Source organism: Pelistega sp. MC2, from assembly GCF_900099475.1.
GTDB classification, from domain to species: domain Bacteria; phylum Pseudomonadota; class Gammaproteobacteria; order Burkholderiales; family Burkholderiaceae_B; genus Taylorella; species Taylorella indica.
The window spans coordinates 969,956-984,024 of sequence record NZ_LT628275.1 but is presented as its reverse complement, the minus strand read 5'-3'; the positions used below and the strand labels follow the sequence as shown (position 1 = coordinate 984,024).

Sequence of the window (14,069 nt, the reverse complement as noted above, 5' to 3'; positions counted from 1 at the left end):
TTAGTCCTCCTTCATTAATTGCGACTGGCTATGTTGATAAATCACCAGAGGAACTAATAACAATAGAATCATTATTACAGCCACAGCAGCAGCCACAGGCCAGTTAGCATCTGTAAAATATTGATCCCACATCACTCGACCAATCATATAGGTATCTGTACCTCCTAAGAGCTCAGGTATGACGTACTCACCAACAGTAGGAATAAATACTAGCATTGCCCCAGAAATAACACCCGGCATAGAAAGAGGCAAGGTAATATTTAAAAAAGTGCTAAATGGTTTTGCCCCTAAATCAGAAGCAGCATCTAATAGACGTTGGTCTAATTTTAATAAATTGGTATATAACGGTAAGATAAAAAATGGCAAATAGGTATACACTAAACCAATATACACAGCAATATCTGTACGATAAATCTCAATCGGTGTATCAATCACTCCTAACCATATCAAGAAATTATTTAATAAGCCTTCATTACGTAAAATACCCACCCAAGCATAGACACGCAATAACAATGATGTCCAGAAAGGCAAAATCACTAACAGTAATAATAAATTACGTGTTTTTGGCTCTGATCGAGCAATGTAATACGCCATAGGGTAACCAATTAAAGTTACTAATATGGTCGTTATCGCTGCCATTTTCAGTGAATTGATATAGGCATGAACAAAAAGGCTATCAGTAAATAATAAGATGTACCCTTCTAAATGTAGCGCTAATCGAATCACTCCCTCTTTAAATTCAATTAAAGAAGAATATGGTGGAATACCAAATGTGGATTCTGCAAAACTAATCTTTAAAACGATAAAGAAAGGCACCAATAAAAAAATAACCAACCACGCAAACGGAGGCACAATCGCCACGTTATCTTGGCTAGGGGTAATCTTTTTAAGAAGAGCTGAGAAATTAATCATGACGGTAATACTGTTCCACTATCAGGACCCCATGTGATGTAAACCTCATCATCAATACCTGGGGGTTCATCTTGACCAATACGACTATTTGGTACACTCGCTTCAATGATTTTACCCGCATCTAAACGAATTTGATAACGCAGATAAGAGCCCATCCATGCCACGTGAGTGACCATGCCATGTCCTACATTGGTTTCATCTTCAGGTTGGTCACGTAAAACACGGATTTGTTCAGGGCGGATAGAAATATACACTTCCATACCTAACGGCTCTGATACACCATGGTTAACATACATGGGACGCATTAATTCGTCACTCTCAATAACAACATGGTCAGGTTCATCCACAACAATTGTGCCCGTAAAAATATTTGTTGACCCAATAAAACTCGCGACAAATTGTGAATTTGGGAAGGTATATACTTCATGTGGCGTACCTGATTGAATAATACGACCATCCGTCATGACGGCTAAACGATGTGCCATTGTCATTGCTTCTTCTTGGTCGTGCGTCACCATAATACACGTTACCCCAACCGAATCAAGAATCTTCACTAATTCGATTTGAGTTTTTTCACGAATTTGCTTATCAAGTGCAGACATAGGCTCATCAAGCAATAATAATTTTGGACGTTTGACAAGACTACGTGCCAACGCAACACGCTGTTGCTGACCACCAGAAAGCTGTGAAGGTTTACGGCGAGCATAGCCCGCCATCTGTACTAAATCTAACGCCTCAAACACGCGATCATGGATTTCTTGCTTATCCACGCCCTCTTGTTTAAGACCAAAGGCAACATTTGCCTCTACCGTCATATGAGGAAATAAGGCATAGGATTGGAACATCATGTTCACTGGTCGCTTGTATGGAGGTACCAATGAAATATCGACACCATCCAGTAAAATTTGACCCGATGTTGGTTGTTCAAAACCTGCCAACATACGTAATAGTGTTGATTTACCAGATCCTGAACTTCCTAACAAAGCAAAAATTTCATTACGGCGCACAGATAAATTCACTGATTTAACAGCTACTGTTTCACCGAAAATTTTAACCACATCAATTAATTTTACAAACTCATCGGGATCACCCATTTGAGTCGTAAAGCGACTTTCTTCCATAATGCCTTACTTTCCCTTTTTAGTTTATTTACCTGATTTTAACTCAGCCCACAAACGTGTTTGTAAGCGAGAAATTTGTAATGACTGAGGCTTAATAACAAATAATGTTTTTGCTACATCTTCGTCAGGATATAACATTTTATTATTAGCAATCTCAGGTTTTACATGAGCACGAGCTGCCTTGTTAGCATTCGGATAGAACATTTCGTTAGTAATCGCTGCGTGAACTTCAGGTGTTTCAATATAGTTAATAAAGGCATGTGCTGCGTCTACGTTTTTGGCATCTTTAGGAATTGCCATCGTATCAAACCAAACTGGTGCACCACCTTTTGGAATAAAGTAATCCACGGTAAATGGTTTCTTCGCTTCTTTCGCACGATCAGCCGCAATTAGCACATCACCATTAAAGCCATAAACCATACATAAATCACCAGAAGCTAACTCATCAATATAGCCTGATGAGCTAAATTGACGGATATATGGACGGAGTTGTTTTAATAATGCCAATGCCTCGCGATAATCCTCAGGTTTATCAGAGTTAGGATCTTTACCTAAGTAGTGCAATACAGCAGGAAACACTTGTGCCGCTTCATCTAGTACAGAGATACCGCATTGTTTTAATTTTTCAGCATTTTCAGGTTTAAACAACATATCCCAGTTAGCCAAATCAACGTTATCACCGAAGATTTCTTTCACTTTAGTCACGTTATAGCCTAAACCATTGGTACCGAAACCCCACGGAATCAAATATTGGTTACCTGGGTCAACTTGAGCCACCACATCCATGATGCTTTGATCTAGATTTGCCCAGTTAGGAATTTTACTTTTATCTAATTTTTGTAATAACCCTGCTTCAATTTGGCGAGCAGCGTAGTGAGTAGATGGCACTACAACATCATAACCAGAATTACCCGTTAATAATTTTGCCTGCAAAATATCATTAGTATCGTAGGTATCATAACGAACTTTAATACCTGTCGCTTTTTCAAAACCTGGAAGCGTATCATCCGCTGTATATTCAGCCCAGTTATAGACATTAACAACTTTATTATCTTGTGCTAATGAAGTAGAAAAAGTTGCACCTACAATGGCTGCCGCAACAGAAAGTTTACCCAAAAAATTAAGTTTCATTGAATGACCCTCTATGTACAAAGGTTAAAAAAGTAGAAAGTTAATAATAAGGCTTTTTTCACTATTTGCACGATTTTTTACTATCTTTTTTAATATTTTTTGTGAATATGAGACATAAATGCCAAACCTTGCTCTCCCAACACTTTTTTTAGATGTCTTTCTAAGCGTTGGAGGTTATGTTGGCACCATATCCCCTGCTGTGTTTCCACCTTAGCCTTATCAAAATCAATTAAATAAATTTCACCCTGTGGATTAATCAATATATTGAATGCATTAAGATCAGCATGATTAACATTTAATGCATGCATTTTTTTAATTGCGGTGACCACTTGCTGAGCAAGCTGTGCATAGTCATCAGGAGAGGTTTTTTGTAATACAGCAATTAATGTTTGAGCATTTTCCACTTGCTCTGTAATTAAGGCTGCTTCATAAGTTAAACCTTGACGATGATAGAATGCGGCTATGGGACGTGGTACTGGCGCATTTTGTGCATACAAATAAGCCATTACACGGTATTCTGACCAAGAGCGAGTCTTTTCCACACCCTGCCATAAATAGACCTTTTTGATTAGCTTACCAATTAATCCACCACGCCGATAATGACGCAACACCCCTTTAAATAAAGAGTGCGTAACAAACCAAGCGGCATTACGTCCACCTACACTCACAGGTACAATTGATGAGTAAGGTAAGGAATGAGTAGTATTTACACCCCCCAAGGCAAAATAACGCTCATCTATTTGTTTGGCAATTTCAGGCCAAGTACATAAAATTCTTGAATCTGTCGCCAAACTTAACGGAAAATCAATCATCTCGATTACGCATCCAATCAGCCACACCAAAAAAAACCGTTAACAGCCTGTCTTTAAGTTCTTCTTCAGTACCACAATCCTCAAGTGCCTGAGCCATACAAGCTAGCCATTGATCTCGTTCTATAATCCCAATGGAAAACGGTAAATGACGCGCCCGTAACCGTGGATGACCAAACTGTTCTACATACAAATCTGGTCCACCTAGCCAACCACTTAAAAATAAAAATAATTTTAATCGTGCAGAATCTAGCGAATCACCATGTGTTTGACGAAGTTCTTTAAATTGAGGCTCTAAATCCATCAAATCATAAAACCTTTCGACTAGTTCTCTTACGGCTTGCTCCCCCCCTAACCGCTCATAATAAGTAAACAATTCTTTACGGGTAGGCATTTGAATATCTTTTTTAACCATAAAATATTACCTGTGTATTACGTGCGATAGTTTTTGCATTTTTTATAGACTTCATGGAAAATTCTTGCTCTATTTTTTGGATACCATTGCTCACTGAGTATTACTCTACGTATTACCCCGTTAAGCATTATTATCGTAAATAATCTAACACTTCTTCTAAACGAGAAACAGGCCAGATTTTAAGTCCCTCAATTTTTTGCTTAGGTGCATTATGCTTAGGAATCATCGCTATTTTAAACCCTAACTTTGCCGCCTCTTTTAATCGTTCTTGACCTCGAGAAGCAGGACGAATTTCACCAGCCAAACCTACTTCCCCAAAAGCCAATAAACCTTTGGGTAATGGTTTATCTCGCATAGACGATAATATCGATAGCAATACAGGCAAATCTGCCGCTGTTTCAGTTATCCGAACGCCACCCACCACGTTTACAAACACATCTTGATCAAATGTCGCCACACCAACATGACGATTTAAGACGGCTAATAGCATAGCTAGTCGACTGCCATCTAAACCAATACTTAAACGCCGTGGATTAGGGACATGCGCCGTATCAACCAACGCTTGAATCTCCACCAATAAAGGGCGTGTTCCCTCTTGTGTAGCCATCACACAAGACCCCGAAACATCTTCATTATGTTGCGATAAGAAAATGGCGGAAGGATTATTAATTCCTTTTAAACCTTTATCTGTCATGACAAACACACCTAGTTCATTCACGGCACCAAAACGATTTTTAAATGCACGAATGAGACGGTGGGTTGAATCACTTTCTCCTTCAAAGTACAAGACTGTATCTACTATATGCTCTAGTACCCTTGGACCAGCTAAGGTGCCGTCTTTGGTAACATGACCAATCATAACAATCGCTATACCATTTTGTTTTGCCATCCGTGTTAGCTGTGCAGCACATTCTCTTACTTGAGAAACAGATCCTGGAGCCGCTGTTAATTCTCCTGAAAACAAAGTTTGAATGGAGTCGATAACCGCTATTTTAGGCTTTTCTTGTTGTAATGCTTGTTGGATAGACTCTAACTGAATTTCTGCTAATAGTTTAACCTTATCAGTATTTAATTCTAAACGATGTGCTCGTAGAGCGACTTGTTCAGCAGACTCCTCACCAGTAACGTAAAGTACATCATGGCGATCTGACAAATACGACAATGCTTGAATCAATAGCGTAGATTTACCAATTCCAGGATCACCACCAATTAATACCACCCCACCAGGTACTAAGCCACCACCTAATACTCGGTCAAGCTCACTTAATCCTGTTGTTATCCGTGGTATCTCTGCAGCCTGCACTTCGGATAAGATTTTGACAGGTGCAGATTCAGCTAGGTGTGCAAAACGATTAATGCCTGAGGGAGTACTTTTCTCAACAAACTCCACCATACTATTCCAACTGTGGCAATGAGGACACTTCCCTTGCCATTTGGTGCTAACACCACCACACTCTTGACAGACAAAGCTGGTTTTTGCTTTAGCCATAAATTTATTGTTCGCCTTTAATTTTAAATTTAAATCGTTTGTACTTAAACAACCTTAATAGGTACGCGTTTTGCTAAATTACACATTATCTCATAGCCAATACGACCAGTAGCCTTAGCAACCTCATCAATGGTTGGACCGCCATCACCCCAGAACACAACTCGCGAATTCACTTGTGCACTTGGAATATGGGTCACATCAACAGTTATCATATCCATTGAAACTCGACCAATAATACTAGCTGCAACACCATCCACCATTACTGGCGTATTTTGTGGAGCACTTCTAGGATAACCGTCAGCATAACCACACGCCACGACAGCCATTTTCATGGGCTGATCCGCTGTAAATAGTGAACCATAGCCTACTTTATCTCCTGCCTTCAATTGTTGAATCGCAATCACCTTCGCCTCAAGCGTCATCGTAGGTCTAAAATCGACTGAAGGATATTGAGAAAGCTCAGTATCAAAGGGAGATGACCCATACAAACAAATTCCAGGACGAACCCAATTCTCGTGATGTTGCAACGCTAAATAAGGATAGCGAATACTTGCCGCTGAGTTACATATACTTAGCTGTCCATCAAACTGAGGAGCTATAGCTAGGATTTTTTGTGCCGCATCATTCACATAAATACTCTCTAAATCTGCATTAGCAAAATGAGACATGGCACCGATACGTCCTACAATTCCTTTAGCTTTTAATTCATTGAGTTGAACTAATACGTCTTTGGCTTGATCTATGTGAAACCCTAAACGATTCATCCCTGTATTAAACTTAACTAATACATCAATTGGTTTGCCAACATTTTTTGCCTCATTGAGATAGGCAATTTGTGCCTGATGATGAATAGCTGTGGTCAATTGATAGTGCTGTAATATCTCAATGTCTTGAGAGTCGAAAAAACCTTCTAGCAATATGATTGGTTTTGTCCAGCCATTATCACGGCAAAGAATGCCATCCACCAAATCAATCATGCCGAGTGCGTCCGCTGCCTTAAAGCCTATCAACGCATTTAACGTACCATGTCCATAGGCATTAGCTTTAATCACCGCTACAATTTTAGAAAGACACTGTTGATTGATTGATGAATGGACTTTTCTAGCGAACTCAATTCTTGCTTTGACTTGCGACAAATTATGCGCCATCGCTGAAGTAGAAATAGTCGCCAATATAGGACGTGGCATAGGAATCTCTCCGTTACGGTTATTCTTTTCTTTCCATAGAGAAAGAGCTATTATAATGCATCTCATCAATACATCAGATGGATAGAAAAATCTTTATAGAAGTTACAAGGAAGTTTCCATGAAAAAAATTATCGGCATCTTGGGCGGAATGGGTCCCGCTGCCACAGCAGATATGTTCCAAAAATTTATTCAATTAACACCTGCGAGTTGTGACCAAGAACATATTCCGTTACTGATTTCCTCTATTCCTGATATTCCAGACCGTAGTACTGCCCTATTAAAAGGAGGGCCATCACCACTGCCTGCCATGCAAGATTATGTAAATCGTCTTATTTCTGCTGGTGCAAAATGTATTGTGATTGCTTGTAATACGGCACACTATTGGCATAAAGATTTACAAGCATCATCTTCTGTTCCTATTCTAAGCATGATTGAGACTACAGCAGATGCTGCTCTTCAGTCAGGTTTAAAAAAGATTGGTATATTAGCCACCAATGCAACTTTAACAACAGGTTTATATAAGCAAGAAATTGAAAAGCGTGGTTTAACGTATATCGAACCTAGTCCAGAAGATCAAGCACTCGTGATGGAAAGCATTTATACGCTTAAAGCAGGCAATTTTGACAAAGCTCACGAGATTATGAGTAAACAAAAAGATAATTTGTTCGCTCAAGGGGCAGAAGCCATTATTCTAGGCTGTACAGAAGTACCTATTATTTTATCAAAAGAAGCTACAGCAACACCTGAACGCTATTTGGATGCAACGCTCCTATTAGTAAAACGGGCAATTCATTGGTACAACGAAAAATAATGACCCTTTAATTAATCATTCATAAGTGATTAATTGTGAAAACTATAGTTCATCATCGAACAATCACAAGATATTGACAATCTGACGATGGATGGTACTTACTAATATGCCTAATGCTTAAAGTATTAACACATAAAGCATAACACGCCATACACAGCATATTAGTATTAAGTACCGTCCATTTTTTATGCTTTATTTAATTTTTTAGCAAATTAACTTCAATAACTCCATCTTTTCTTTTTAAGAAAAGAATCAATTCATATCATATCTTCATTTATTATTATAAAACCTTGATAATAGTCGTCATTGATTACTTTTAATCTATGCAAAGGAACATACAATGAATTCTTTTTTTGAAAAACTATCCAATCAACTAAGCCCATTTATCCTACTTATTACTCGTGTTCTAATCGGGTATATGTATCTATTACATGGTACATCTAAATTTTTTGAATACCCTCTATCAATGACTGGTAGTAACGGCTCTGTGGCATTATTTTCTATTTTTGGTTTGGCTGGTATTTTAGAAATTGGTGGCGGTATTTTATTAATACTAGGATTATTTACACGAGCGACAGCTTTTGTACTTGCTGGTCAAATGGCAGTTGCTTACTTTATGTTCCATGCAGCTCCTGCTGGTAATGTGTTAGTTCCATTACTGAACAAAGGAGAAGCCGCTGCTTTATATAGCTTAGCTTTCTTATTATTAATGTATACAGGTGCTGGTAAACTCTCATTAGACGCAAAACTAGCAAAGTAAGCTGATTTTTGGTCCTAGCTCGCCCACTTCGTGACTCGCAGGTCACTCAGATTCAACCGTCAAAAAAGAGTCCTCAATGGACTCTTTTTAGTCTGGTTTCGCCCACTTCGTGACTCATAGGTCACTCAGATTCAACCGTCAAAAAAGAGTCCTCAATGGACTCTTTTTAGTCTGGTTTCGCCCACTTCGTGACTTACAGGTCACTCAGATTCAACCGTCAAAAAAGAGTCCTCAATGGACTCTTTTTAGTCTGGTTTCGCCCACTTCGTGACTTACAGGTCACTCAGATTCAACCGTCAAAAAAGAGTCCTCAATGGACTCTTTTTAGTCTGGTTTCATCCACACGGACTATTTTTGGTCCTAGCTCGTCCACTTCGAGCCAGAGGCTCTCAGAATAGCTTGGCTAAAAATAGTCCGCAGGGACTATTTTTGGTCCTAGCTATTCCATCTATCTAAATCGAGTTGCTTTTCACTTTTAGCGACAGCAACAACACCTGCCATATCACCAACCACATTCATCGAAGTACGACCCATATCTAATAAAGCATCAATACCAAGAATCATGCCATAGGCAACCGCAACGGTACTGCCCGCCTCTACTTTTAAACCTACAGACTCTAATACCATTAACAACATAATAGCCCCAGCACCAGGCACACCAGCAGTACCGATAGACGCTAATACAGCTGTTAACACAATGGTTAATTGGCTAGAAAAATCAAGTGGTACACCAACAGCATTCGCAATAAAGATGGCGCAAACACCAAGATAAATCGTTGTTCCGTCCATGTTAATGGTAGCACCTACTGGTAAACCAAAGCCATAAATCGCTTTTGGCACACCCATTTTCTCTGCCGCATCAATTGATACTGGTAAGGTCGCACCAGATGAGCGTGTCACAAAGGCGGTAACCATTGGGTGACGCACTTTTGATAAGAAGCGAATAGGACTTAATCCCATCAATAAGCAAGTACCAAAGTAAACAATAACTACTTGTAGAACTAAACCAATATAAACACTAGCTGTTACATTAGCCAAAGGACCAAATGCTGTTGCACCGTTTTTAGAGAATACGATAAAAATTAACGCAAACACACCGAAAGGAGCATATTGCATCACCCAACCGACAATTTTAAACATCGCTTGGCTGACCCCTTCAATAAATAAATAAACTAAATCAGAGGCTTTTTTAACTGTTTCATCTTGGCTATCACGACCAAAAGCTAATGCCAAACCAAACATTAAACAAAAGAAAATAATAGGCAACACTTGTCCTTCTGCTATCGCATTAAAGGGATTTGTAGGAACAATATTTAATAAAATATCGACCACACTTGGAGATTGTGCTGTTTTTGCCTTGCCCTCAATAGCCGAAAGCGTTAAACCTGTACCTGGTTGAAGTACAGCACCTACGAATAGCCCAATGACAATCGCAAAGAAAGAAGTCATCATGTAGTAGAGAACTAATTTTCCCCCAATACGTCCAAGGTGAGCAGGAGCAATTGTACTAGCGCCAACAATCAAAGTGCATGCAATAACAGGCACCATAATCATTTTTAATAAACGAATAAATAAATCACCAAAAGGCGTTAAAAAGCTAATCATCTCAGGATTGTTTTGAAATAACAATCCCACAATAGCACCCAGCACTAGACCAACTAGAATTTTAACCAAAAGGTTAATCTTAAAGTAAGCCGAAAAAATGCCTTTAATTGCAGACATAGAAAAATCCTTAAAACAAGATACAACAAAATGTGAATATAACAATATGAGATTCAATCATGATAATCACTGCAATGATAAATCGATGACTTGATACATAACCCCCTATTGCCACAGTCCAAGCAACGATAACGTTCAGACCGAAAGATTATAATTCTTAACGAAATAATTGTGCATCTCCCATCAAAAATTAAGGAAATTCTTTCTTCATAATAAAGAACTTATATAATAGGAATTTTTGTAGCTGAATAAAACTATGTGCCCTCATTCCGCACCAGAACCCTCTATTCAAGATCAATACAGTGATGAAAAAACCTATAAATATGGATCAAGTGCCTACTACGCTTATTTATTTTTAGCTCAAGACACACAAAAAGACATAAAGTTATTACATGCTTTTTTCCATGAGATTTCAAACGTTCTATACATCAGCACAGAAAGCTCTGTGGCACGTTTGAAGCTTTCTTGGTGGAAAAATGAAATTGAGCAACTTTTTCATGGTAAACCTGAACACCCAATCTCACAAGCATTGGTCGCTACCATCAAAAAGTATGACCTTAAAAAACAATATTTTGATTATATTGTCGAATCTGTTGAAATGGATTTATCACATAATCGTTATCTAGACTGGACAAGCCTTAAGAATTTTTGCACGATGCAATCAGGTGCTTTTGCTTGTTTAATTACACAAGTCTTAGCGCCAACCAATGAACAAAATATCCGTTTTGCACAAAAGCTTGGGGTGGCTATTCATTTTACGCATTTGCTCAGAGGACTAGGTCAAGATGCTACTCAAGGACGCATCTATATTCCCATGGATTTTTTACGTGAACATCAAATAAAAGCAGCGGATATTCTAAATGCAAAATATTCTGATGAGTTCAGAGTGTTTATGCAAGCTCAAGGTAACTATGCCAGACAGCTTTTCAAAGAAGCACTTCCTTATTTAGCACCCGAAAGTCGTCAAGCATTACGTCCTTGCCTTATCAAGGCTAACTTATGTTTAAAACTACTAAAAGCCTTAGAAAAAGATCAGTGGCGAGTCTTGGATAAAGGAATAAGTCTCTCTCCTGTCTCAAAACTACTCACTGCTTCAAAAGTTTGGCTTAGCCAAGGTCGTTATTTTGGGATGTAATGGTATAAATTAATACCGACCTACTTCTGACTAAGCCTAATCTACTACTGTAACTCGCCTACCCTCTAACCAGGTCTACCATCAGCTCTAGGTTTAGTGAGGTATGGACCATATTGGTAAACATATGCGCCAAAAGCGATAATCCATAGCGTTGCTGCTATATGCAATAAAGGTGTAGCAAAAGGTACAAAAATAGCGACTAACCTGATTACTGTTGCCAAAATAACGCAGACATACGCTACCACCATCAATTTACTGGCTTTCAATGGACGGCCAGTATGACCTAATGCTGTTCTAGTCATCATACCGATAATCATGACCGAAAAGCCTCCCATGCCGACAAAATGTACGAACGTTGCGGGAGGAATACCTAATTGCAAAGGAAGGAAATATAAAGAAGAAATAATAAAACCAATACCTAAGAAAGCATAGGCAATATATAACACCCATAGTAATGGCACCTTGCAAACACCTAATGGTTTCCAAGTATATAATTGATACAAGGTAATAATACCCAATGCAATCAATGCAATCCCTGTCACTTCTTCTAAACCAACAATCAAACAAGCTACTGCAACAATAGCTATCCATAATTGGTATCGACCAGATTTTTCACTACGGGGAATATCTAAACCTGCACCTCGTTGGGCAAAAAACGGAATAACTCGACGACCAATTAACAAGGCAATATAACTCATCACTAACATACCAATAGCAAAACCAGTACGCAATAAATCAAATCGACCTATATACACAGTGATAAGGTAACTCGCATTCGCTAAGCCTAGGCCAATTAACGCAATAGCAAGAGGATAGTTTTGCTTACTTTTAGCTTTTAACAGCACTTTTGCCAATGCCCATGCTGCATATAAGAAGAATGCCACATCTGATACACCAGCAATAAAGAAAGGTATATTGCCGGGAATAAGATAAGCTATACGAGCGATTAGCCATAACCCACATAAACTTGCTAAAGGCCAAGATTTAAGTGGATTAGAGCCTGTCCATGTAGCACTGGCTGTTAGTAAAAAAGCAACGGCAATAGACGCTACAAACCCCCATAGCATCTCGTGAGCATGCCACCATACATTATTCATTTGTCCCATCAAATAAGAAGGTGCAAATATCCATATAGCGATCGAAATCACTGCCCAAATGGCACAGAGTAAATAAAGAGGTCTAAACCCCAATGCAAAAAATACCTCAAAGCGTGAAGATTGACGCTTTGACGGACTTGGTATCTCTATCTGTACTAATCCCATATCAATACCCCAATTAAAAATAAAAACGTATTAAAAACACTTCTTTAAAAATTCTTTATCTTCACCTAAAAACACGCAGTGATCGATAAGTTCTTTACCCGACTATTTTAATCGGAAATAGACTAAAAACAATTGATAAATGATAAGTTTTTCTTCATCGTAGATAAACTCATCATATAGTCTTTTAATACCAACACCTATTTAACAGGCCATGCTTTAATACGCACTTCCCCATAACTTCTCACAATACCCTTTCACGAAACAAAACTGTACTCACCATGAAAAATCCCCCATAAAGGGTTGTAACCACTCTATGGGGGGCTTCTGTTGCTACTCAATTCAAAAAACCAAGACTTTACATTTACAGGTTATTTAGCTCTATTTGGCTCATTATTTACAATATTATTATTTATTATGAAATATTTCCCAATATCTGATTAATTTAGAAACAATTTATTTAGTCATTATCTCGCAAAAAATAGACCCTAAGCATAATCAGTTTAATATATAACGCCTACACTATTACTAATTAGATTTAAAAATAAATTGCATAATTTTTTATATTGTCTTGAGCTCTTATTTAATCTACACTTAGCACAGTGAAGTAATTTTTAATGCGTTTTTATTTAAGCGAAGAGAAAATATGATAAATGCCAAATTCAAATTAAACTCAAAGGAGATGAGTAGCTTAGAGATTAATGGAAACAAATATGATGCCTTTTCAGGAATGGCAGATTATAGAAATAAATCTCAATATATTTGTTTAGCGAAAATTGGTCCAATTCCAATTGGGACATATTATATTGTCGATAGATAGTCAGGTGGGAGACTTAGTCAAATAAGAGAGCTTTTTTCTAATAAAAGAGAGTGGTTTGCCCTCTATAAAAAAGATGACCAAGTTGATGATTTTGTATTTTGTGATTCTATTAAAAGAGGTCAGTTTCGTTTACACCCTAAAGGACGGCTTGGAATTAGTGAAGGTTGCATAACTATTGATAATATGAATGATTACTCTCAAATTCGTAACTATATTCTTAACTCACCTAAATATCCCATTCCTAACTCAGCATATTTAACTTATGGTATTGTGGCAGTTTCATGAAAAAATACTTCTTTCTTCTGAAATTATTTCTGTATGTTATAGCTATTTTAACCCATATGTTTTTATGGATAAGATACGAGAGTTTTTTTCCTGTATATCCTGAATGGTTTATATTTTTTCTTTTTTCTGTCTGTAGACCTATTGAAAACTATTGTGGACAAGAAACCCTTACAGATTTATATTATCTTGTTGGTTCTACTATCAATGTGAGTA

The 14,069-nt window shown here is 37.9% G+C and carries 12 protein-coding genes and 1 pseudogene; 4 read left to right on the top strand and 9 right to left on the bottom strand.

What is annotated here, in order from left to right:
- From BQ4443_RS10295 to alr, 7 genes are all read right to left on the bottom strand, one after another.
- The gene (locus BQ4443_RS10295) at nucleotides 1-912 is read right to left on the bottom strand and encodes an ABC transporter permease subunit (RefSeq protein ID WP_071058906.1); all 912 of its coding nucleotides are present in this window, start codon (nucleotides 910-912) and stop codon (nucleotides 1-3) included.
- Complete coding sequence (locus BQ4443_RS10290) at nucleotides 909-2,033, bottom strand: ABC transporter ATP-binding protein (RefSeq protein WP_023949076.1); 1,125 nt, start codon at nucleotides 2,031-2,033, stop codon at nucleotides 909-911. Before BQ4443_RS10290 ends, BQ4443_RS10295 begins: the two co-directional genes overlap by 4 nt.
- Nucleotides 2,034-2,057: 24 nt before the next feature.
- Entirely contained in the window at nucleotides 2,058-3,164 is a 1,107-nt protein-coding gene (locus BQ4443_RS10285) for a polyamine ABC transporter substrate-binding protein (protein WP_071058904.1), read from the bottom strand.
- Between the two features lie 89 nt (nucleotides 3,165-3,253).
- Entirely contained in the window at nucleotides 3,254-3,976 is a 723-nt protein-coding gene (locus tag BQ4443_RS10280) for a 3-deoxy-D-manno-octulosonic acid kinase (protein WP_071058902.1), read from the bottom strand.
- A complete protein-coding gene (locus BQ4443_RS10275) occupies nucleotides 3,969-4,388 on the bottom strand; it encodes a group II truncated hemoglobin (protein ID WP_071058900.1) in 420 nt (139 codons plus the stop codon). The genes BQ4443_RS10280 and BQ4443_RS10275 overlap by 8 nt, the downstream gene beginning before the upstream one ends.
- 130 nt (nucleotides 4,389-4,518) lie before the next feature.
- Nucleotides 4,519-5,877 carry a DNA repair protein RadA gene (gene radA / locus BQ4443_RS10270; RefSeq protein ID WP_023949068.1) on the bottom strand — a complete coding sequence of 453 codons (1,359 nt, stop codon included), beginning with the start codon at nucleotides 5,875-5,877 and terminating at the stop codon, nucleotides 4,519-4,521.
- Between the two features lie 44 nt (nucleotides 5,878-5,921).
- Nucleotides 5,922-7,064, bottom strand: a complete 1,143-nt coding sequence (gene alr, locus BQ4443_RS10265) for an alanine racemase (protein ID WP_071058898.1) — start codon at nucleotides 7,062-7,064, stop codon at nucleotides 5,922-5,924.
- Nucleotides 7,065-7,182: 118 nt separating this feature from the next.
- On the opposite strand from alr, the gene BQ4443_RS10260 reads away from it, so the two are divergent.
- Together BQ4443_RS10260 and BQ4443_RS10255 are read left to right on the top strand one after the other, a co-directional pair.
- On the top strand, nucleotides 7,183-7,875 hold the full coding sequence (locus BQ4443_RS10260; RefSeq protein WP_071058896.1) for a cysteate racemase: 693 nt from the start codon (nucleotides 7,183-7,185) through the stop codon (nucleotides 7,873-7,875).
- Nucleotides 7,876-8,215: 340 nt separating this feature from the next.
- Nucleotides 8,216-8,635, top strand: a complete 420-nt coding sequence (locus BQ4443_RS10255; RefSeq protein ID WP_071058894.1) for a DoxX family protein — start codon at nucleotides 8,216-8,218, stop codon at nucleotides 8,633-8,635.
- 435 nt (nucleotides 8,636-9,070) lie between these two features.
- Here BQ4443_RS10255 and BQ4443_RS10250 read toward each other — a convergent pair whose 3' ends face one another.
- Nucleotides 9,071-10,357 (bottom strand): dicarboxylate/amino acid:cation symporter, encoded by a 1,287-nt coding sequence (locus tag BQ4443_RS10250; protein ID WP_023949062.1) that lies wholly within the window; start codon nucleotides 10,355-10,357, stop codon nucleotides 9,071-9,073.
- A 256-nt stretch (nucleotides 10,358-10,613) separates the two neighbouring features.
- Between BQ4443_RS10250 and BQ4443_RS10245 the strand changes: the two genes are divergently transcribed.
- Nucleotides 10,614-11,492: a squalene/phytoene synthase family protein gene (locus BQ4443_RS10245; protein WP_071058891.1), complete on the top strand. Its 879-nt coding sequence runs from the start codon at nucleotides 10,614-10,616 to the stop codon at nucleotides 11,490-11,492.
- A 65-nt stretch (nucleotides 11,493-11,557) separates the two neighbouring features.
- Here BQ4443_RS10245 and BQ4443_RS10240 read toward each other — a convergent pair whose 3' ends face one another.
- Nucleotides 11,558-12,754 carry an NnrS family protein gene (locus BQ4443_RS10240; protein WP_023949058.1) on the bottom strand — a complete coding sequence of 399 codons (1,197 nt, stop codon included), beginning with the start codon at nucleotides 12,752-12,754 and terminating at the stop codon, nucleotides 11,558-11,560.
- Nucleotides 12,755-13,397: 643 nt separating this feature from the next.
- Here BQ4443_RS10240 and BQ4443_RS12700 point away from each other — a divergent pair.
- A pseudogene (locus BQ4443_RS12700) lies at nucleotides 13,398-13,856 on the top strand (DUF2778 domain-containing protein).
- Nucleotides 13,857-14,069: the final 213 nt, after the last annotated feature.